The organism is Natronosporangium hydrolyticum, from assembly GCF_016925615.1.
In the GTDB taxonomy this organism is placed as follows: Bacteria; Actinomycetota; Actinomycetes; order Mycobacteriales; family Micromonosporaceae; genus Natronosporangium; species Natronosporangium hydrolyticum.
This window is the reverse complement of record NZ_CP070499.1, coordinates 4,472,174-4,490,108: the sequence shown is the minus strand read 5'-3', so window position 1 is coordinate 4,490,108 and position 17,935 is coordinate 4,472,174. Positions and strand designations below refer to the sequence as shown.

Sequence of the window (17,935 nt, the reverse complement as noted above, 5' to 3'; positions counted from 1 at the left end):
GAATTAGGTTAGCCTAACCTTAAGGTACGTAGAGTCAAAGTGACAGGAGTGAAACAGTGAATCAATCCCGACCGAAGGCCAAGCTGTCGCGACGGCTCGGCATCCCGCTGACGCCCAAGTGCGTCCGCTACTTCGAACGCCGCCCCTTCCCACCCGGGGTGCACGGGCGGCGGCGGCAGAAGTCCAGCGACTACGCGACGCGGCTGCTGGAGAAGCAGCGGCTGCGCCACCAGTACGACCTCAGCGAAGGCCAGCTACGCCGCACCTTCGCCGAGGCGGCTCGGCGCCCCGGGCCCACCGGCGAGAACCTGGTGGCGCTGCTGGAGCGCCGGCTCGACGCCACCGTGCTGCGCTCCGGGCTCGCCCGGACCATCTACCAGGCGCGGCAGACCGTCACCCACCGCCACGTCATGGTCAACGGCCGGCGGGTGGACAAGCCGTCCTACCGGGTGCGCCCCGGCGACGTCGTAGAGATCGTCCCGGCCAGCCGGGCGAAGAACCCCTTCCTCGCCGCGGCGGCGGGGGCGCACGCCCCGGAGCGTCCGGTGGCGTACCTGTCGGCGAACCTGCCGGAGCTGCGCACCACCGTCCTGCGCGACGCGGCGCGCAGCGAGGTGCCGATCATCTGCGACACCCAACTGGTGGTGGAGTTCTACTCGCGCTGATCCGCGCGCGGGTCAATCGGGCGGCGGCGGCAGCACATCCTGGGTGACGTTGGTGATCTCCAACACCTTGGCCGCCGACCCGTTGGCGCCGCACAGATAGAGCGGGCAACCGGCCTTGGCCAGCTCGCGGCTGCCCCGGATCAGCGCCGCGATGCCTGCCGAATCCAGAAAGTCGACCTCCGTGAGGTCGACGACGATCTCCACCACCCCCGGCGCCTGCGCCGCAGCTAGCGCCTCCGCCAGGGACGGCGAGGTCGCCAGGTCCAGTGGGCCGACGGGTGCGACGGTGACCCGGTCACCCCGAGGGGTCTCCACGCGCTGTTGGTGCATCAGCCTTCTCCAGCAGAACGGTTTTCCTGAGCGTAGCCGACCGGTCTGTGCTGACCACGGATCGCCCAACGCTGCCTACCCAGTGATCGTAGTCGCGATCCGCCGGCCGGGGGAGGGGCAGCGCAGCACCGCGTCCGGGTGGTTGAACTGGCGGAGCGTTCCGACGCCATGGACGAGGCTATCCGCACCGGGCGCCCGTACGAGACGCCGCTCGATCCTCCACCCAGTCAACGTCCTCGGCATCCTGAAGCACGGGATGCTGGTTACAACGACCCTGTCGTCAGCCGCTCTTTCGTGACCGCGCGCTTCGCTGGCTCGGTGACACGCGTTCTCGCTGCCGCGGGACAGGGTTCTTGCGAGTATTGCTGCGCCTACGGCGTGAAGACTTGTCTTCGTACGTTTCGATGCCGTGTCTCGTCAACCAGTAGACGTTCGGGATTCTCGCCGCAGCGAGTGTACACATCTCCCGCAGGTTTACCTGCAGAAGTTCGATAATCTGGGCACGAGCAATGTCGCCCGGTAAAAGGAACAGGTGCACCTTTGCGTCCAGGTAGGCTTTCAGCTCCCCGTCACGCAAAAGGATGTGTTGATCTCGGCAAATCACCACCCATCCCTTTCTGCCGGCAATTGGTAGCCAGTCATTGTCCGACAGGCTCTTGTCGAGAACAGCCTTACTGAAGACCGAAGCTCCAGTGTGAACTCTATACCCGAGTTCGGTAATGAAGCGGCGGACAGTCCGTCCGGCCAGGTTTTCGTCGAGGTAGAATTCAGGTGGCTCGGCCCAGGAGGAGGCGGGCGGCGGTTCGGACATCTTCGATTCCGATGCCGAACTCGTCGGCGACGATCTCAGCGTCATCACCTGCCTTCAGCATTCCCGCCACGTCCGCCACGCGCACTCCTGAAGTGGCGAAGATTGGTTGCCCGAACGACCGCCGCACATCCACGATCACCTTCGCTGGGTGCCAGTGCCTCAGCTCAAGGACCTCCGGAGCGCCGTGGTCGTCGCGGTGAACATAGTAGAGATAGTCGTCTACGATCTCTCTAAACACATGTTGGCCGCTTTCGGCGACAATCAGACCGCTGCCAGCTCGACTGCGGGAGAAGTCCCACAGCACTTCGACGCCGTCGGTGGCGAGTTCCGGAGCAATGAGCACATATTCGTGGCCGAACTCCCGCGCTAGCACGTCCAGGGCCGGGCGGATCTTGTCCGGCCGGACTCCTGCCTCCCGGAGGCCATCAAGGACGTGAGCCTCGGTCAACGATACGAACGTTACGGGGAGATGGTCGCCGTCCGGTTCACGTACGTGTAGTAGCGGGCGACCATGGGGATAACCTCGTGCCCAACGATGAAATGTCCGTTTGGCGATGCGCAGATAGCGACCGGCCTGGGAGAGGTTCAGCAGGCCCCACTGTTGTCGGGGATCAAGCAGAGAGGGGACAGCTGCCGCGTGGGCGGATCCTGCCATGGTCTGTCACCTCCTGTCACCACATGGACAAGCGTTATCACAACAAGTGTGCCTGCAGTATAGGGCCGTGGGTAGGTCCTGTACGCGTCGCCGACAGCCCTTGGAAGTGTCTGAGCACGGTCGTGGCGTGGGCGGAGCCGGAAGTGGTGGCGTGTCGGGCGGCTCGGCGAGCGAGGAGGTGGGCGTGATCGGGTTCGCCGAGGGTGTGTAGACGCGGGCGAGAGCGGCGGTATAGAGGGCGGCGGCGCGCGGGCTGGTGTGGTGGCGATGGTTTCTCGATGGGCCTGACCCGGTTTGGCGGACATCACCCTGTCCGTCGAATCGGGTCAATCCCAGCCCTTACTCGCCGGAAATGCGGTACATGACCTTGCCGTGGAACTCCTCGTAGCCGAGGGCGCGGTAAAAGGAGACCGAGGTGGGGTTGTCCCGGTCGGCGGTCCACTCCACACGGCTGCATCCGGGGCGGGCCGCAGCGATGGCCCGGATCTCGGCCATGAGCCGGGCACCCACACCGCTGCGGCGCGAGGACTGGCGGACGTATAGCTCCTTGAGATACAGCGAGTGGGTGGAGCCTGCGGCCGGCCACAAGAAGGAGTAGGCGGCGAGGCCGACAAGCTGCGAGTCGACCTCGGCGAGCAGCACGCTGGCCAACGGCGTCGACCCGAAGAGCGCCTGCTCCGTCTGAACGACCCGTTCGGCGAGAGCCTGGACCTCGGTGGCCCCGTAGTATCGCTCGATCTCCGCGAGCAGCTCGGCCACCTCCGTGACGTCCTCCGGCTCCGCCGAGCGGATCACAAGCTTCTCCACGATCCTTCGCTCCTCTGCTCATTCGGTGTGAGGATTAAGCCGGGCTCGATGCCCCGTCGGCCGCGGGACGTCAGCAGCGAGGCGCTGCCAGATGTGCCAGATCAGATACTCAAGATCCTGGCAGTAGACCGACGGGTTCTGAAAGCCGTTGACGGAGCTGTGGCGGTGCGGCAGGTACCCGCCTCCGCACACCTCGAGCAGCGGACACGAGCGACACTGGGGTGACAGCATCGCCATCGGAGCCAGCCGCCGGGCCACCGCCGGGTGCCGGAGCACGTCGTCGAAAGTGTGCGCGAAGACGCTCATGTCCAGCCGGCCGGCACCCTCGGCCACCGACTTGAGAGTGTCGACATCCTCGATCGACCCATCGGATTCGATGACCACCATGCCAGGCCACGTGAGTCCCAAGGAATCCACCGAACCGCGTACGCCATAGCTGAGGGCGATGATGTCCTCGAACATGCGGATGCTGTGTGTGTACCGGTCGGCCGACACCCACGCGTCGAAGGCTGCGCTGAGCCACTGGCCGTACTCAGCCTCCGCCGGGCGGCGGCGCTCCGGTGGGCGATCGTGGGTCGCATGGGGCAGGTTGAAGTCGATCACCGGCGGGTCGAAGCCGGCGAGGTATTCGTGAACCTCGCCCGGGTCAGCATCAAGGTCGACCACGGCCAGGATTCCGGCGTAGAGGTCGGGTCGGGTACCGAGCAGTTCTACCCCACGGATCGCCTGCTGCCACGTGGGTCGACCGTGGTGGTCGAGCCGGTGTAGGTCGTTGACGGCCGGTGGGCCGTCCAGGCTGACTCCAACCCGTACTCGATACTCCTCCAGGAGGTCGAGCCACGCCTCGTCGAGCAGCACGCCGTTGGTCTGCAACTCGACCCGCGCATCGACACCGGACAGGCCGGCGGACAGCGTCTGAAGCACCGTCCGGAGGTGTTCGCGCCCCGCGAGTAGCGGCTCGCCGCCGTGCAGGACCACATGCACCTTCGTTGAGGCGTGCCGTGCCGAATGGTCTGCGATTCGGGCGGCGGCCGCCTCCGCGACCCGTGCGCTCATCCGTGGCGGCAGGCGCCGCCAGTTGGTGTCGGCGGCGTGGAAGACATAGCAGTAGTCACAGTCGATGTTGCACCGGTTGACGACCTTGAGAATGAAGGTGTGGAACGCCTCCGGTCGGGCCGTCGTCTCGCTGTCAATCGGCATCGGAGATCGAGGCGGGATGAGCCGCGAAGCTCTCGCCCGCTGCAGCAGCCTCGGCGGCGAGTCGTACCCGCACTCGCTCCGCGACGTGGCTGAGCACCGGACCGCCGGCGGCCCACGGCATCGCGCAGCCGTCCCCGACCGACCCGAATTGGACGGTGGTGGCATCGCTGGGTGCGGTCACCGTAGCCCCCTCTCCACGAGTGCTACTACCGATCGATATCGGCAGGTCGCTGTGCGTGAGAGGTTACAGCGTCATTCTGGTCGATGGCAACCTTCAGGGTGGGGGCTGCCCCGATTCGTCCGTGCCGGTGTCGCCGAGTAGGGGGATTCGCCCAACCTCCGACAGCCGGTGTTCCGCGCCGATGCGGCGATAGGTCAGCCCGGCGGCGTGGAGGTTCTCCGTAGCCGCCTCCCGCGATCCAGTGGCGGCATCACATCGAGCGAGACCACGCAGCGCGTCGGCCTCCTCCAACGGTAGGGCGGTAGCCCGTGCCAGGTCCATCGCTTGGCCGAAGTGTCGAGCGCCCGTTGACGGGTCTCCGCCGGCCAGGGCAAGATCGCCATAGTGGTTGAGCGCCTCCACCTGACCGCAGCGGTCACCCAGCTGCCGGAAGGTCGTTAACGCTCGGGACAGCGCCTCCTCGGCAGCCGAAAGGTCGCCGCGGAGCAGCTGGATCGCCCCGAGTTCGCAGGTCGCCGCTGCCTCACCGCCTCTGCTGTGGAGGTCCACGTAGATCTCCAGAGCCTGCGTCTGGGCCTGTGCCGCACCCTCCAGGTCATCCTTCAGGCGCCGAAGTCCTCCCAGATGTCGGAGCGCCTCGGCCTGCCCGAACCGGTCGCCGAGGTCCCGGAACCGCCCGAGCGCGGCCTCGTGAGCACTGGTGGCGGCGGCCAGATCCCCCTTCAGTCCACAGACCGCCCCTAGTTCGTTCAGCGCGTACGCCTGGTGAACCCGGTCGTCGATCTCGCGGTAGATGGCGAGCGCCTCAGCGGTATGGCGTTCGGCGTGGGCGTACGCGCCGGTGAGGCGGCAGACCACCCCCAGCGCGCGGAGTGCGTTGGCCTCCCCGAAGCGATCTCCCAACCGGCGATACAGCGCGAGGGCCTCAGTTTGCGCTTCGGTTGATGGTTGGAGCTGCCCGGTCATCCGGAGCACCATGCCGAGGTCGGCCAGAGCGTTGGCCTGGCCCAGCAGATCGCCGGCCTCCCGGCACAACTCCAGCGCTGCTTGCTGCGCCTCCTCCGCGTGCGGGTAGTCCGCCGTCAGGTACCACAGGATGCCCAATTGGTTGAGAGCCTGTCCTTGGCCGGCGAGATCACCAGCGGCACGGTGAGCCTCACGGGCCTGTGACAGCGCCTCGACCGCAGCCGGGTAGTCGGCCATCAGGCGATGGATCATGCCGAGGTTGGCGAGGGCCTCCGCCTCCGCAGCCTGATTCCCGAGCTGACGCGCGGCAGCGGCCGCTGTGCGGTGGAGGTGCGCCGCCCGGTCCCACGGGCCGGCATGACGGAGATACGGCGACATCGCGGTTGCCAGACTGACCACCAACCGGTGGTCCTCGCGGGTACGGCAGGCTTCAAAGCAGGCCAGTACGTTCGCGTGCTCAGCATCCAGCCAAGCGAGCGCCGCAGCGTGGGAGTCCAGGCCAGGGGGAAGCTCGGCCGGTGCGCTCGCTGTGCCACGGGCCGCAGCGCGACTCGATTCGGGTCGTCCGCTCCGGCCGACGAACCGATTGACCCGTTCAAGAGCCTGCACATAGTGGGTCGCCAGGCGTTCGACGGCCCGGTCGTCGTCGGGCAGGCCGGTGCGTCCCACATGGCGAGCATAGTCACGAACCAGGTCGTGGAACCGGTACCGGCCATGGTCACTCTCGCCGAGCAGATGGTACTCATAGAGCGTCTCTAAGTGGTGACGCGCCACCTCCGAGGCGACGTCCCCTAGAGCGGCCGCAGCGAATTCGTCGAAATCCTGCCCAGGACAGGCGCTCAACCGTAAGAAGAAAATCTGCCGGTCGGCGGGGAGACCCTGGTACGACATATCGAAGGTCGCCGCCACCCCACGCTCCCCTGCGTGCATCTCCGACAGGCGGGAGCGTGCGGCCCGAACCCGCCGTTCGAGATCGCCCGCGCGCCAGGTGGGATGATGCCGCAACCGTGCCGCCAACAACGAGATCGCCAGCGGTAGGCGACCGCAGAGGTCAACGAGGTGCGTCACCGCCTCCGGGGAGAGGTCGCTTCGCGCAGACAAGCGGACGAATAAGGCCGCAGCATCCTCCTGTTCAAACTCGCCAACCTGCAGCGTGATGGACTCAGGGGCGACCAGTCGCCGACGGCTGGTGACGAGCACCAGTGATCCGCTCGCAGCGGGCAGCAGGTGCTCCACCTGCTGGAAGCTCGCGGCATTGTCGAGAATCACCAATATTCGCCGGTCAGCGATCCGGCTGCGCCACAAGGCGGCACGTGCTTCGTTCACTGCCCACGGCTCGTCTCCGGCCGGGATCATCTGTGGTGGGACTCCGTCGGCGAGGAGCAGGGACGCGAGCGCTTCGCTGGGTGGTACCGGGGCTCGACCGGGCGTATGGCCATTGAGGTCCAGGAACAGCTGGCCGTCGGGGAAACGGGGAGCCAGGAGATGCCCCACGTGAACCGCGAATGCGGTCTTCCCGGCCCCGGGCATGCCACCAACAGTGTGGATAGGGAACGTCGCGTCGCGGGCGACCCGTTCGACGCTGCGTACCAGCTCGTCGATCTCGGCCTCTCGATTGGCGAACAGGTGGAGGTCGCGGGGCAGGGTACGGAGCACGGGCGCGATGGCCGAGACCGTGATGTCCAGCTGCGACGGCGAAGCCGCCGCGTCGGTGGTGGAGCGGGGGCTGGGTGCGGACAGCACTGCGAACAGGGAGGTGAGGGCGACGGTCACCACCGCCAACCCGGCCAGCGACTGCCAAGGATATTGCTGCACGTAGGCCAGCGGACCCGGCCATAGCTGCTGCTCGGAAGCTGCGTTGGTGACCAGACCCACCATAAGGGTCACCGCCGCCATACCAGCGGCAACCAGGATGATCATTGTCACCCGTCGTAGCTTGGGGTTCACGCGTCAGACGGTAGATGAGCGTCGCCAGCGTCGCCAGCCTTCGCCTATGCGGAGCGTCCTGCGGGGAGTGCACGTGGCAGTATTCCGGTAACCGCCGATGAGCACCATCGGTTAGGCAGCCGTTACCTTCCGGTCGTCGCGTCGATTCATTGGGCCCTGTGGCGTTCGTAGGCTGGAGACCCTGTGGACCCCCACCACCCAGGTCGACCAGTTGCTCGACACCGCGCTCGACCCGCTGCTGGATGAGGCGTGCGGGAAGGGAACCCCCGCCGAGCGGATACAGGCGCTCTTCGGGGTCAGGCTGAGCTGGCCCGGCAGGCGGGGATGACCCAGTCCGCGGTGGCCCGGTTCGAGACCGGGGGCACGGTGCCGACTTTGCCGGTGCTGGAACGGCTGGCCCGGGCGCTCGGCGTTGAGCTGGCGGTGACCTTCTCCCCCAGGGCGGCGGCGCAACCCTGACAGCACTCGGTGGCCAAGTGACATGCGATGTCAGTGACATGCGATGTCAGTGACTTAGCATGTCACTTGTCGAGTCGGAGGTGTGCTGTGTTCGTCAACCGAGTCAACGAGTTGGCCGCGCTGGAGAGCTGGTGGCGGCGGCCGGGCGCCTCGATGGGGCAGGTGTGGGGGCGGCGTCGGGTCGGCAAGACCGCATTGATCGGCAGGTTCGCCGCCGACCGCCGGGCGGTCTTCCACACCGCTCGGGGGGTGGGGCTCGCCGAGGAGTTGGCCACCCTGGCGACCAAGATTCCGGCCGACATCGAGTTGGGCCGCCGGCTGGCCCAGGCGCCCTTCGCCAGCTGGGAAGACGTGATCTCCACGCTCGCCGCGGCGGGAGCCGTTGCTGCTGGTGCTCGACGAGTACCCAGAACTGGCAGCCGGCGACCCGGCGATCGACACCCGGCTCCGGGCCGTGTGGGAAGAAGAGCGCAACCAAACCAACTTGAAGGTGCTGTTGTGCGGCTCGGCGGTCCGGTCCATGGAAGCGATGGTCGAGTACCGCTCGCCCCTACACGGCCGTTTCGACCTGCGGCTGCTCGTGCATCCGTTCCGACCGCACGAGGCCGCGCTGATGCTGCCCGACCTGTCCCCGGAGGATCGGGCCCGCGCCTGGTCGGTCTGCGACGGGACCCCCCTCTACCTGTCCTGGTGGGACCAGGCCGCCCCGACCGTGGAGAACCTCCGGCGGCTGTGTGGGGAACCCGGCGCCCCGCTGCGCACCGAAGGTGAGTTGATTCTCGCCACCGACGGGGTGGCTGGTGGGTTGGCCCGGCAGGTCCTCGGGGCTATCGCGGCCGGCCAGAACCGCTACTCCGAGATTGCCCAGGCGATCGGCTCCGGCCGGCAGGTCGCCCGGGTCCTCGACGACCTGGAGAAACTGCGGCTGGTCGACCGGGTGGTGCCGGTCACCGAACAGGCCGGCGCCCGCAGCGGCCGGACCGGCTACCGGATCGCCGACAACTTCCTCGCCTTCTGGCTAGGGCCGTTGTCGAGGTTCCTCGGCGAGATCGACCGTGGTATGGGCGACATGGTAGCGCGGACCCTCAACTCCCGGCTCGACGACCACATCGGACCGCGGTTCGAAGAGGCGTTCCGGTGCCACCTGCGCCGGCTCGCCATCCCCGGCCACTTCGGCGATGAGGTTCTGCGGGTCGGCTCGTACTGGGCCCGCGGTGACGTCGAGATCGACGCCGTGGTCCTCGCCGGCACACCCCCGACGGCGGTGGCGGTCGGGGAGGCGAAGTGGGCCGCGCAGGTCTCCGCCCGGGCGCTGCTTCCCACCCTGGTCGAACGCTCACTGGCGTTGCCGAGGCGGGCAGACGACCTCATGTACGTCATCTGCGCCCGCACCAGGGTGACCCGCTCCGAAGGCGTCCTGCCGGTGACCGCGGCCGACATCTTCGCCTAACGTCGCTCGACGGCGATGGCCTTTTCGTCGGTCTCGTCCCATCGATCGCTACCCAGTGCTGGCGAGTTCTGCCCGCCCGATTTGACGCCCCCGCCCGCCGCCGCCTCGATCCACAGGAGAGCTGCGCTCGGCGACCAGGTCAGCAGGGTCCACCCGTCCGGTTGCCCGGTGTCGGCCGGGCAGCTTGGACTAGGGTTCGCCTTCGGAATCCAGGCCGCCGCCGGCCAGACACTGCCCCGTTTGTGCTAGCAGGTCTCGTAGGCGATTCGCCCGGGTCTCAAAGAACCCAACTACAATCCAAGATCATCAACCGGTGCGGCGTGAACTGCCGAGGCCAATGGTCGAGCGGTGGTCAATCTTAGGAGCGGGTAAGCCCTGCTTCGGTGGTCGGGGCGGGGGTGCGCCACAGCGCCGCGCCGAGCCAGACCAGCCCGATCGCGAGCAGCGCCCCGTGCCCGATCCGGACCGCCGCCGGCGTGAAGAACTGCGGCAGGTAGGTGGCGAACCCGATCGCGACCAGGATCGCCGGGATCCGGGGCAGGGCCGTGGTGCGGACGATCGCCACCCCCGCCATGACGCCGCCGATCGCCAGCCCGAGCAGGCCGAGCGCGAAGGTGGTCATCGCCACCGGGTTGTCGCGGATCGCGTCGGTAAGTTCCAGCAGGTCGAAGGTTGCCCCGGCCCTGGCGGCCTCGGCGACCTCATGGAGCCCGAAAGTCTCCGCGCCGTAGTAGGGCAGGACGAGCCCGGCGCCGAGCCAGAAGAGCACCGCCGCGGTGAGCGCGGTGGTGGCCGAGGCGGTGTGCCGGAGTGTGTGGGCGACGGCGAGCAGGCCCAGTGCGGCCAGGATGAAGCCGAGGATGCCGAAGTTGTGGCTGGCGACCCAGGCGCCGGAGCTGAAGGCGGCCTGGGCGGTCTCCGCCTGCGACTCGTCGTCCCAGGGGCGGGTAGCGGGGTAGAGCAGGAGTAACGCGCCGGCGACGATCAGCGCGAGCGCGCCGAGCCGGGTACGGGTGTCGACTGTGGTGGGCATGGTCTCTCTTTCGGTGCGGCTAGGTCGGTCAGGGTCGGGGCAGGCTGGCGAGGTACATCGCGACCAGCCGCTCGAAGGTTTCGTCGAGGTCCTCGGCGAGGCCGAAACCACCCTGGGTCTCGATCGAGGTGAAGCCGTGGACGAGCGCCCGGGCGCAGCGGGTGTAGTGGATGGCGTCGCTGTCGGCGAGCTGGTAGTCGCGCAGGACCGCCAGGAACACCTGGATCAGTCGGTGTCCGGCCTCGGCCTGGGCGGGGTCGCGTAGCGGCTGCGGTGACATCGCCGCGTACCGCCCGGGGTGGCGGACCACATAGTCGCGGAACGCGTGCAGCAGGGTCCGGACCGCGTCGTCGCCGCTGCGGCCGAGGACCGCGTCGGTGAAGACCGCGGTCATCTCGGTCATGGTCCGGACGCTGAGTCGGGCGCGCAGGTCGGCGAGGCCGTCGAGGTGCTTGTAGAGCGACGGGGTGGCGACGCCCAGTCGGCCGGCGACCGCGGCGAGGGTCACCTCGGCGGTGCCGCTGTCGTCTACCAGCGCGGCGGCGGCGTCGACGATCACGTCTGGGGTGAGTCGGTCGCCGGCTCGGCCACCGCTCCCATCTCGGCCGCCCCGACCAGCTCGGCTAATAGCCATAGCCTGAAGGCTAATACGCTTAGCAACGGAGCGCAAGGTCGCCTCGGGTTTGCTCGTGCCAGCTAACGTCGTCACTGTGACGGGAACGAGGTTTGTGGTGTGTGGTGATGATCCGCTCGCCCACAGCCTGGTCGACGAGCTCACCAGTCGCTACGGGGCACAGGTGACGGTCATCCTGCGTTCCCGGCGCCGCAACCACGGGCCACAGCTGGCCGCGCTGCCCCGGGTGCGGATCGTCGAGGCCGAACGGCTCGACGCCGACGCCTTCCGGGCCGCCAAGCTGGGCCGGGCCAGCGGGTTGGCGCTGGTGCAGCAGGACGACGCCGGCAACATCCACGCCGCGCTGCGGGCGCAGGAGCTGTACCCGGGGCTGCGGCTGGTGGTCCGGATGTTCAACATGAGCCTCGGTCACAGCGTCCGCCGGCTGTTCCGCGATTGTGCGGTGCTCTCCGACGCGTCGATGGCCGCGCCGGAGCTGGTCGCCGAGGCGCTGGGGGAGGTCGCCCCGAACTTCGTCCGGCTGCCCGGCCGGACCCTCTACGTGACCCGGCGGGCCGACGTCCGCCGCGAGGACGTCGTCTGCGGCATCGCCGCCACCGGCCCGGACCATCCCCCGGAGCTGTTGCCCGCCGACGACTCCCAGGCCGACCTGGTGCTGGCGGTGGCGAACCGGCGGCACGGTCCGGCGCGGGCGGCGCGGACGCTGGATGAGGACGACGGCCCACCGGTCCCGTCGCCGCGGCGGCACCGGCGGAACATCCGGCGGCGCCGGCGGCTGCTCGCGCTGCCCCGGGCGCTGTTGTCGTTGGTGGATAGCAAGCTGGAGCTCGCCACGTTGGCGCTGATCGTGATCTTCGTCGGCGGCGTGGTGACGATCGGCCTGCTCGACGGGGTTACCCCGTGGCAGGCGCTCTACACCACGGTGATCATCGCCGCCGACGCTGGCGATCCCGACCTGGAGCAGGGGCTGCTCCGGCAATTGACCCAGGCCGCCGTCGCGCTCGCCGGCATCGCCATGGTGCCGATCATCACCGCCACGGTGGTCAACGCGGTGGTGAACGCCCGGCTGGCGGCGGCGGTCGGCCGGTTGCAGAGCCCACTGACCGACCATCTGGTGGTGATCGGGCTCGGCAACGTCGGCACCCGGGTGCTGCGGATGCTGCACGACCTCGGCCACGAGGTGGTGGCGATCGACGCTAGCGAGTCGGCGCGGGGGCTGCGGGCCGCCCGCGAGCTGGATCTGCCGGTGGTGATCGGCGACGCCACCGAAGAGGAGACGCTGCGGCTGGCGGCGGTGCCGCACTGCCGGGCGGTGTTGGCGCTGTCCAGCTCCGATGTGGTCAACCTGGAGGCGGCGCTGCTCGCGCAGACCATGCGGCCGGGCCTGCGGGTGGTGTTGCGGCTCTTCGACGGTGACTTCGCGCAGCGGGTCGAGCGGGCGTTCGCGATGCCCCGCTCGGCCAGCGTCTCCTCGCTCGCCGCCCCGGCCTTCGCCGCCGCGCTCTTCGAACGCGAGGTGATCGCCACTATCCCGGTCCGGCGGCGGGTGTTGCTGATCGCCGAGGTGCCGGTGGCGGCGGGGGCGGCGCTCGCCGGCACCCGGGTGGCGGAGTTGGCGCGGGCCGGGGAGGTGCGGGTGATCGCGCTCTCGCACCGGCACGAGCTGCGGCCACGGTGGACGCCGGCCGACCAGACGGTGATCGCCCCCGGCGACCGGCTGATCGTGGTCACCAACCGCACCGGGCTCAGCCGGGTGCTCGCCCGGGCGGGCGGACCGCCGGCCGAGAGCAGCAGCGGCAGCGGCCCGCCGACCGAGGGCAGCACCGCCGACGAGGGCTCAGGAGCCGGCGAGCGCCTCGGTCAGTAGCTGCTCCTCACTCGCGCCCCGCCGCCAGTAGCCGCTGAAGGTGATCCGGGACTTCGGGAACCCGCGGTCGCTGATCAGTTGCCGCCGCAAGGCCCGGACCAACCCGGTCTCACCGGCGAGCCACGCGTACGGGGTGCCGGTCGGCAGTTCGGCGGACTGAAGCTGGGCCAGCACCCCGGTTGGGCCATCCACCACCCAGTGGATCTCTGCGTCGGCTGCGGTCGGCAGCTCCCGGCGGTCGGCTGGGTGCGGCACCGCCACCCAGACCACGGCCCGGGTGCCCGCCGGCAGCCAGCGGAGGATCCCGGCGGTGGCGGGCAGCGCGGTCTCGTCGGCGACGATCAGCACCCAGTCGGTCTCCGGCGGCGGGCGGAAGTCGAAGCCGCCGTTCTCGTCGACCACCGGCCCGAGCACCGTCACCGCGTCGCCGGGCTGCGCGTGCACCGCCCAGTGGGCGGCTGGCCCGGCCGGGGTGTGCCGGACGAAGTCGATGTCGAGCTCCTGCCGCGCCGGCCGGTGGGCGGCGACCGTGTAGGTGCGCATCACCCCGCGCACGCCCGGGTCCATGGCCCGCCAGTGGCTGAACCAGTCGGTCCCGGCCTCGGTCGGCACCACCGGCCGGTCCTGGCCGGGCTGCGGCACGAAGAGCTTCAGCCGCTGGTCGCGGCCTCCGCTGACCAGGTCTTCGACGCCGGCTCCGGTCAGCGTGACCCGGATCGTCGACTGGCCCACGGGTTCGGTCCCGGCCACGGTCAGGTCGAAGAAGCGGTACGGGGCGGCGGTTCCGACGGTGCTCATAGGATCCTCCGGGCGGGTCTTGGTCGATGCCGGCTCAGGCGACCGGCCGGGCGGTGCGGATGGCGTCGGCGAGCGCCGTCAGCAGCGGGGCGCAGCCGGCGTAGCTGAACCGGGGCTCGCTGAGCCAGGGGGTGACCTGGGCGGCGGTGACCGCTGGCAGGTCGCCCCAGCCGGGCAGGTCGGTGAGCTGCTCTGGCTGCAAGGCGACCGTGCGGCTGTCCAGCAACACCAGGTCGGCCGGGTACTTGTCGGAGTTCTCCCAGCTCAGCGGCTCAAAGAAGCCGCCGGCGTCGACCTGGTCGGGGACCACCAGTTCGACGCCGAGTTCGGCGAAGAAGCTCAGGTCGGGGTAGACCGAGGGGTCGGAGACGTAGAACAGGTCGGGGCTGGCGGAGGCGGCGAGCACCCGAAGCCCAGGATTGTCGGCCGCGGCCTCCCGTACCGCCTCGGCCGCCTCGTCGAAGCGCGCCTGGGCGTCGGTGACCAGCGGGTCGCTGAGGTCGGCGCCGAGCGACTCGGCCAGCTGGGCGTAGCGGGTGATCGGGTCGAGCAGCGAGACGTGCGCCACCCGGATGCCGGCCGAGGGTGCCTGGCTGAGGATCTCGTCCGCGCTCTCGTCCGGCACATACCAGAGATCGTCGCCCTGCCAGACGTCGGTGACCAGCAGCTGCGGGTCGAGCGCGAGGTAGGCCTCCAGATTGAACTCGCCCCAGTTCTGGCCGAGTACGGTCAGCCGGTCGAGCTCCAGCTCGCCGGCGAGTGGGTCGCGCCCATTTTGGTCGTCGCCGGTGGGGCCGAAGACGCCGACCACCTGGTCGGTGACGCCGAAGTCGTGCAGGGCGGCGGCGGAGCCGACGTAGGCGACCACCCGCTGCGGGGTCTCGGCGGCGGTGGCGGTTTCGCCGCGGTCGTCGGTGAACGACCAGCCGTCCGGATCGCCGCCGCCGGCTGGCTCGTCGTTGCCGGAGTCACCGCAGCCGGCGGTCAGCGCGCCGATCGCCAGTGCCCCACCGGCGGAGAGTAGACCGCGGCGGGTGAGCTGGCCCCCGGCGGAGCGGGAGTGGGGGCGACGGCCGGCCATGGGTACCTCCTCAGAATCACCGCGGGGCGGTGGGTGGCGCACGAACCTCGTGGCGCATTAGGTTAGCCTCACCTAAACGCATGTTGTCAAGTGGGGCGGAGGGGGTGCCTGAGTGGCGGCCACCACGTCGACGTCCGGTCACCCCACCGGTCCGGCGCCGACGCCCGGGCAGACTCGCCGCGGCGACCGGCCACCCACCCGTACCCCGGTACGGGTGGCGGTGCTCGCCGGTGGCGGGCTGCTGCTGCTCGCCGTGGTAGTGCTGAGCCTGGTCCTGGGCGCCCGGCCGCTGCCGCTGGCCGAGATCTGGCCCGGACTGACCGATCCGGACGCCGAGGCGTACCGGGTGGTGCGGCAGATGCGGGTGCCGCGTACCGCGCTGGGCGTCCTCGCCGGAGTGGCCCTCGGCCTGGCCGGCGCGATGATGCAGTCGTTGACCCGCAACCCGCTCGCCGACCCGGGGCTGCTCGGCATCAACGCCGGTGCGGCGGCGGCGGTGGTCTCCGCGATCACCTTCTTCGGCATTACATCGCTGCTCGGCTACGTCTGGTTCGCCTTCGCGGGGGCCGCGGCGGTGGCGGCGGCGGTGTGGACGATCGGCGGCGGTCGGGTCGCGAACCCGGCCCGGCTGGTGCTGGCGGGGATGGCCGTGAACGTCGCCCTGATCGCCTACGTGAACGCAGTCCAACTGCTCGACACCGCCTCGCTGGAGCGGATGCGCTTCTGGACAGTCGGGTCGTTGGCGGCCCCACCGCCGGGCACGGCCCTGCGGCTGGCACCGTTCATCCTGGTCGGCGTGGTGCTGGTAGCGCTGCTGGCGCAGCCGCTGAACCTGCTGGCGATGGGCGACGAGACGGCGCGGGCGCTGGGTGGGCGGCCGGGCCTGACCCGGGCGGTGACGGTGGTCGCGGTGACGCTGCTCTGCGGTGCGGCGACCGCCGGCTGCGGCCCGATCGCCTTCGTGGGGCTGATCGTGCCGCACCTGGTGCGCCGGTTCACCGGACCGGACCTGCGGTGGCTGCTGCCCACCTGTGCGCTGGTGGCGCCGGCGTTACTGCTCGGCGCGGACGTACTGGGCCGGGTGCTCGGCCGCCCCGGCGAGCTGCAGGTCGGCATCGTCACCGCGGTGCTCGGCGGCGCCTTCCTGGTCTTCGTGGTCCGGGGCGGGCGGCGGCTATGGCTGTGACGAGCGCACCGGTCCGCCAGCGGGCGGGCGGGTCCCGGCGCCGGCCGGTGCTGGTGGGGGTGGGGTGCCTGGCGGTGGCCGCGGTGGCGAGCGGGTTGACGATCGCCACCGGCGACTACCCGCTCGATCTGCCGACGGTGCTGCAGACGCTGGTCGGCCGGGGCAGCGCCGCCGAGCAGTTCGTCGTCTTCCAACTGCGGCTGCCGCGGGTGGTGACCGGATTGCTGGTGGGCGCCGCCCTCGGGCTGGCCGGGGCGGTGTTCCAGTCGGTCACCCGCAACGCCCTGGGCAGCCCGGATGTCCTCGGCTTCACCCAGGGGGCGGCGGCCGGGGCGCTGCTGGCGATCGTGGTGGCGGGCGGCGGGGCGGTAGCGGTGGCCGGCGCGGCGATGGCCGGCTCCGTGCTCGCAGCCCTGCTCATCTACGCACTGGCGTGGCGGCACGGGGTCACTGGCGCCCGGCTGGTGCTGATCGGCGTCGGGCTCGCCGCGACCCTCACCGGGGTGAACGGCTACCTGCTGACCCGGGCCCAGCTGGTCGACGCCGCCCGGGCGGTCCGGTGGCTCACCGGCAGCCTGGACGGTCGAGGGTGGAGCGAGGCGATGCCGCTGCTGTTGGTGGTGGTGGTGGCGGTGCCGGTGATCCTGCTCGGCTGCGGCCGGGGCCTGCGCGCCCTGGAGTTGGGCGACGAGGCCGCGGTGGGGCTCGGGGTGTCGGTCGGTCCGGTGCGGCTGACCGCGGTGGCGGCGGCGGTGCTGCTCTGCGGCGCGGCCGCCGCGGCGGCGGGGCCGGTCGCGTTCGTGGCGTTGACTGCGCCGCACGTGGCCCGCCAGCTGACCCGCTCGCCCGGTCCGAACCTGCTGCCCGCGCTCTGCGCCGGCGCGGCGCTGCTGGTCACCGCGGATCTGGTGGCGCAGCGGCTGGTGCCGGGCCGGCCGCTGCCGGTGGGGGTGCTGACCGCGTTGTTGGGCGGCGGCTACCTGGTCTGGTTGTTGATTCTCGGACGGCGGGAGGGCCGATTGTGACGGTGACCCTGAGCGGGCAGGTGACCCTGAGCGGGCAGGGGCTGACCCTGGCCTATGAACGTCGGGTGGTTGCGGAGGGGCTCGACGCCGAGATCCCGCCGGGTTCGTTCACGGTCGTGATCGGACCGAACGCGTGCGGCAAGTCGACGCTGCTGCGGGCGTTGGCGCGGACCCTGCGGCCACGCGCCGGCACGGTGTTGCTGGCGGGCCGGGACATCCATGCGTTGCCGACCCGGACCGTGGCCCGCCGGCTGGGGCTGCTGCCGCAGTCGCCGACCGCGCCCGCCGGCATCACCGTGGTCGAGCTGGTGGCGCAGGGCCGGTATCCGCATCAGCGGCTGCTGCGCCGGGATCCGGAGACCGACGAGCGGGTGGTCGCCGAGTCGATGGCCGCTACCGGGGTGGCGGACCTGGCCACGGTGCCGGTCGACGAGCTCTCCGGCGGGCAGCGGCAGCGGGTCTGGATCGCGATGGCGTTGGCGCAGCAGACCGAGTTGCTGCTGCTGGACGAACCAACCACCTATCTGGACATCGCGCACCAGGTCGAGGTGCTGGAGCTGTGCACCCGGCTGCAGCGGCGGCAGGGCCGCACGCTGGTCGCGGTGCTCCACGATCTCAACCAGGCCGCCCGGTACGCCGACCATTTGATCGCGATGCGGGACGGTCGGGTCGCCGCCGCCGGCCGCCCCGCCGAGGTGATCACCCCGGATCGGGTGGCGGAGATCTTCGGCCTGGCGTGTCGGGTGATCGACGACCCGGAGACCGGCGCCCCGCTGGTCATCCCCTGTCGTCGACGCGAGGTCTCCGATAACCTGTGTTTGTCTGCTCACGATGGGTAAT

General features: G+C 70.1%; 19 protein-coding genes. 7 read left to right on the top strand and 12 right to left on the bottom strand.

The features are described from left to right. The first annotated feature begins 56 nt into the window (after positions 1-56). A complete protein-coding gene (rpsD, locus tag JQS43_RS20190; RefSeq protein ID WP_239675946.1) occupies positions 57-665 on the top strand; it encodes a 30S ribosomal protein S4 in 609 nt (202 codons plus the stop codon). 12 nt (positions 666-677) lie between these two features. Here rpsD and JQS43_RS20185 read toward each other — a convergent pair whose 3' ends face one another. The 7 genes from JQS43_RS20185 to haaT form a co-directional block, all read right to left on the bottom strand. Beyond that, positions 678-980, bottom strand: coding sequence for an STAS domain-containing protein (locus JQS43_RS20185; RefSeq protein ID WP_239675945.1), 303 nt, complete (start codon positions 978-980; stop codon positions 678-680). Between the two features lie 295 nt (positions 981-1,275). Beyond that, positions 1,276-1,806 (bottom strand): PIN-like domain-containing protein, encoded by a 531-nt coding sequence (locus JQS43_RS20180; protein ID WP_239675944.1) that lies wholly within the window; start codon positions 1,804-1,806, stop codon positions 1,276-1,278. Continuing rightward, positions 1,763-2,461 (bottom strand): DUF433 domain-containing protein, encoded by a 699-nt coding sequence (locus JQS43_RS20175; RefSeq protein ID WP_338037131.1) that lies wholly within the window; start codon positions 2,459-2,461, stop codon positions 1,763-1,765. Before JQS43_RS20175 ends, JQS43_RS20180 begins: the two co-directional genes overlap by 44 nt. 339 nt (positions 2,462-2,800) lie before the next feature. Next, complete coding sequence (locus JQS43_RS20170) at positions 2,801-3,268, bottom strand: GNAT family N-acetyltransferase (protein WP_239675942.1); 468 nt, start codon at positions 3,266-3,268, stop codon at positions 2,801-2,803. Between the two features lie 18 nt (positions 3,269-3,286). Continuing rightward, the gene (locus tag JQS43_RS20165; RefSeq protein WP_239675941.1) at positions 3,287-4,468 is read right to left on the bottom strand and encodes an FxsB family cyclophane-forming radical SAM/SPASM peptide maturase; all 1,182 of its coding nucleotides are present in this window, start codon (positions 4,466-4,468) and stop codon (positions 3,287-3,289) included. After that, complete coding sequence (locus tag JQS43_RS20160) at positions 4,458-4,649, bottom strand: hypothetical protein (protein ID WP_239675940.1); 192 nt, start codon at positions 4,647-4,649, stop codon at positions 4,458-4,460. The genes JQS43_RS20165 and JQS43_RS20160 overlap by 11 nt, the downstream gene beginning before the upstream one ends. A gap of 93 nt (positions 4,650-4,742) precedes the next feature. Beyond that, the gene (haaT, locus tag JQS43_RS20155; RefSeq protein ID WP_239675939.1) at positions 4,743-7,562 is read right to left on the bottom strand and encodes a cyclophane-containing RiPP biosynthesis TPR protein HaaT; all 2,820 of its coding nucleotides are present in this window, start codon (positions 7,560-7,562) and stop codon (positions 4,743-4,745) included. A 249-nt stretch (positions 7,563-7,811) separates the two neighbouring features. On the opposite strand from haaT, the gene JQS43_RS26115 reads away from it, so the two are divergent. Continuing rightward, on the top strand, positions 7,812-8,021 hold the full coding sequence (locus tag JQS43_RS26115; protein ID WP_275580935.1) for a helix-turn-helix domain-containing protein: 210 nt from the start codon (positions 7,812-7,814) through the stop codon (positions 8,019-8,021). Positions 8,022-8,083: 62 nt separating this feature from the next. On the opposite strand, the gene JQS43_RS20145 is transcribed toward JQS43_RS26115, so the two are convergent. Then, complete coding sequence (locus JQS43_RS20145; RefSeq protein WP_239675937.1) at positions 8,084-8,383, bottom strand: hypothetical protein; 300 nt, start codon at positions 8,381-8,383, stop codon at positions 8,084-8,086. A 29-nt stretch (positions 8,384-8,412) separates the two neighbouring features. Here JQS43_RS20145 and JQS43_RS20140 point away from each other — a divergent pair, with 29 nt between their 5' ends. Then, entirely contained in the window at positions 8,413-9,471 is a 1,059-nt protein-coding gene (locus tag JQS43_RS20140) for an ATP-binding protein (RefSeq protein ID WP_239679510.1), read from the top strand. A gap of 358 nt (positions 9,472-9,829) precedes the next feature. Here JQS43_RS20140 and JQS43_RS20135 read toward each other — a convergent pair whose 3' ends face one another. Beyond that, positions 9,830-10,504 carry a hypothetical protein gene (locus JQS43_RS20135; protein ID WP_239675936.1) on the bottom strand — a complete coding sequence of 225 codons (675 nt, stop codon included), beginning with the start codon at positions 10,502-10,504 and terminating at the stop codon, positions 9,830-9,832. 28 nt (positions 10,505-10,532) lie between these two features. Continuing rightward, positions 10,533-11,138: a TetR/AcrR family transcriptional regulator gene (locus JQS43_RS20130; RefSeq protein WP_239675935.1), complete on the bottom strand. Its 606-nt coding sequence runs from the start codon at positions 11,136-11,138 to the stop codon at positions 10,533-10,535. A 76-nt stretch (positions 11,139-11,214) separates the two neighbouring features. Between JQS43_RS20130 and JQS43_RS20125 the strand changes: the two genes are divergently transcribed. Next, positions 11,215-13,005, top strand: coding sequence for an NAD-binding protein (locus tag JQS43_RS20125; RefSeq protein WP_239675934.1), 1,791 nt, complete (start codon positions 11,215-11,217; stop codon positions 13,003-13,005). On the opposite strand, the gene JQS43_RS20120 is transcribed toward JQS43_RS20125, so the two are convergent. After that, entirely contained in the window at positions 12,976-13,803 is an 828-nt protein-coding gene (locus JQS43_RS20120; protein ID WP_239675933.1) for a siderophore-interacting protein, read from the bottom strand. The genes JQS43_RS20125 and JQS43_RS20120 overlap by 30 nt on opposite strands. A 34-nt stretch (positions 13,804-13,837) precedes the next feature. Continuing rightward, positions 13,838-14,884 carry an ABC transporter substrate-binding protein gene (locus JQS43_RS20115; RefSeq protein ID WP_239675932.1) on the bottom strand — a complete coding sequence of 349 codons (1,047 nt, stop codon included), beginning with the start codon at positions 14,882-14,884 and terminating at the stop codon, positions 13,838-13,840. Between the two features lie 112 nt (positions 14,885-14,996). On the opposite strand from JQS43_RS20115, the gene JQS43_RS20110 reads away from it, so the two are divergent. From JQS43_RS20110 to JQS43_RS20100, 3 genes are read left to right on the top strand one after another with little or no spacing between them, the layout of a single operon-like run. Then, a complete protein-coding gene (locus tag JQS43_RS20110) occupies positions 14,997-16,070 on the top strand; it encodes a FecCD family ABC transporter permease (protein ID WP_420847605.1) in 1,074 nt (357 codons plus the stop codon). Then, on the top strand, positions 16,067-17,095 hold the full coding sequence (locus JQS43_RS20105; RefSeq protein WP_239675931.1) for a FecCD family ABC transporter permease: 1,029 nt from the start codon (positions 16,067-16,069) through the stop codon (positions 17,093-17,095). The genes JQS43_RS20110 and JQS43_RS20105 overlap by 4 nt, the downstream gene beginning before the upstream one ends. Then, entirely contained in the window at positions 17,092-17,934 is an 843-nt protein-coding gene (locus JQS43_RS20100) for an ABC transporter ATP-binding protein (protein ID WP_420847604.1), read from the top strand. Before JQS43_RS20105 ends, JQS43_RS20100 begins: the two co-directional genes overlap by 4 nt. Position 17,935: the final 1 nt, after the last annotated feature.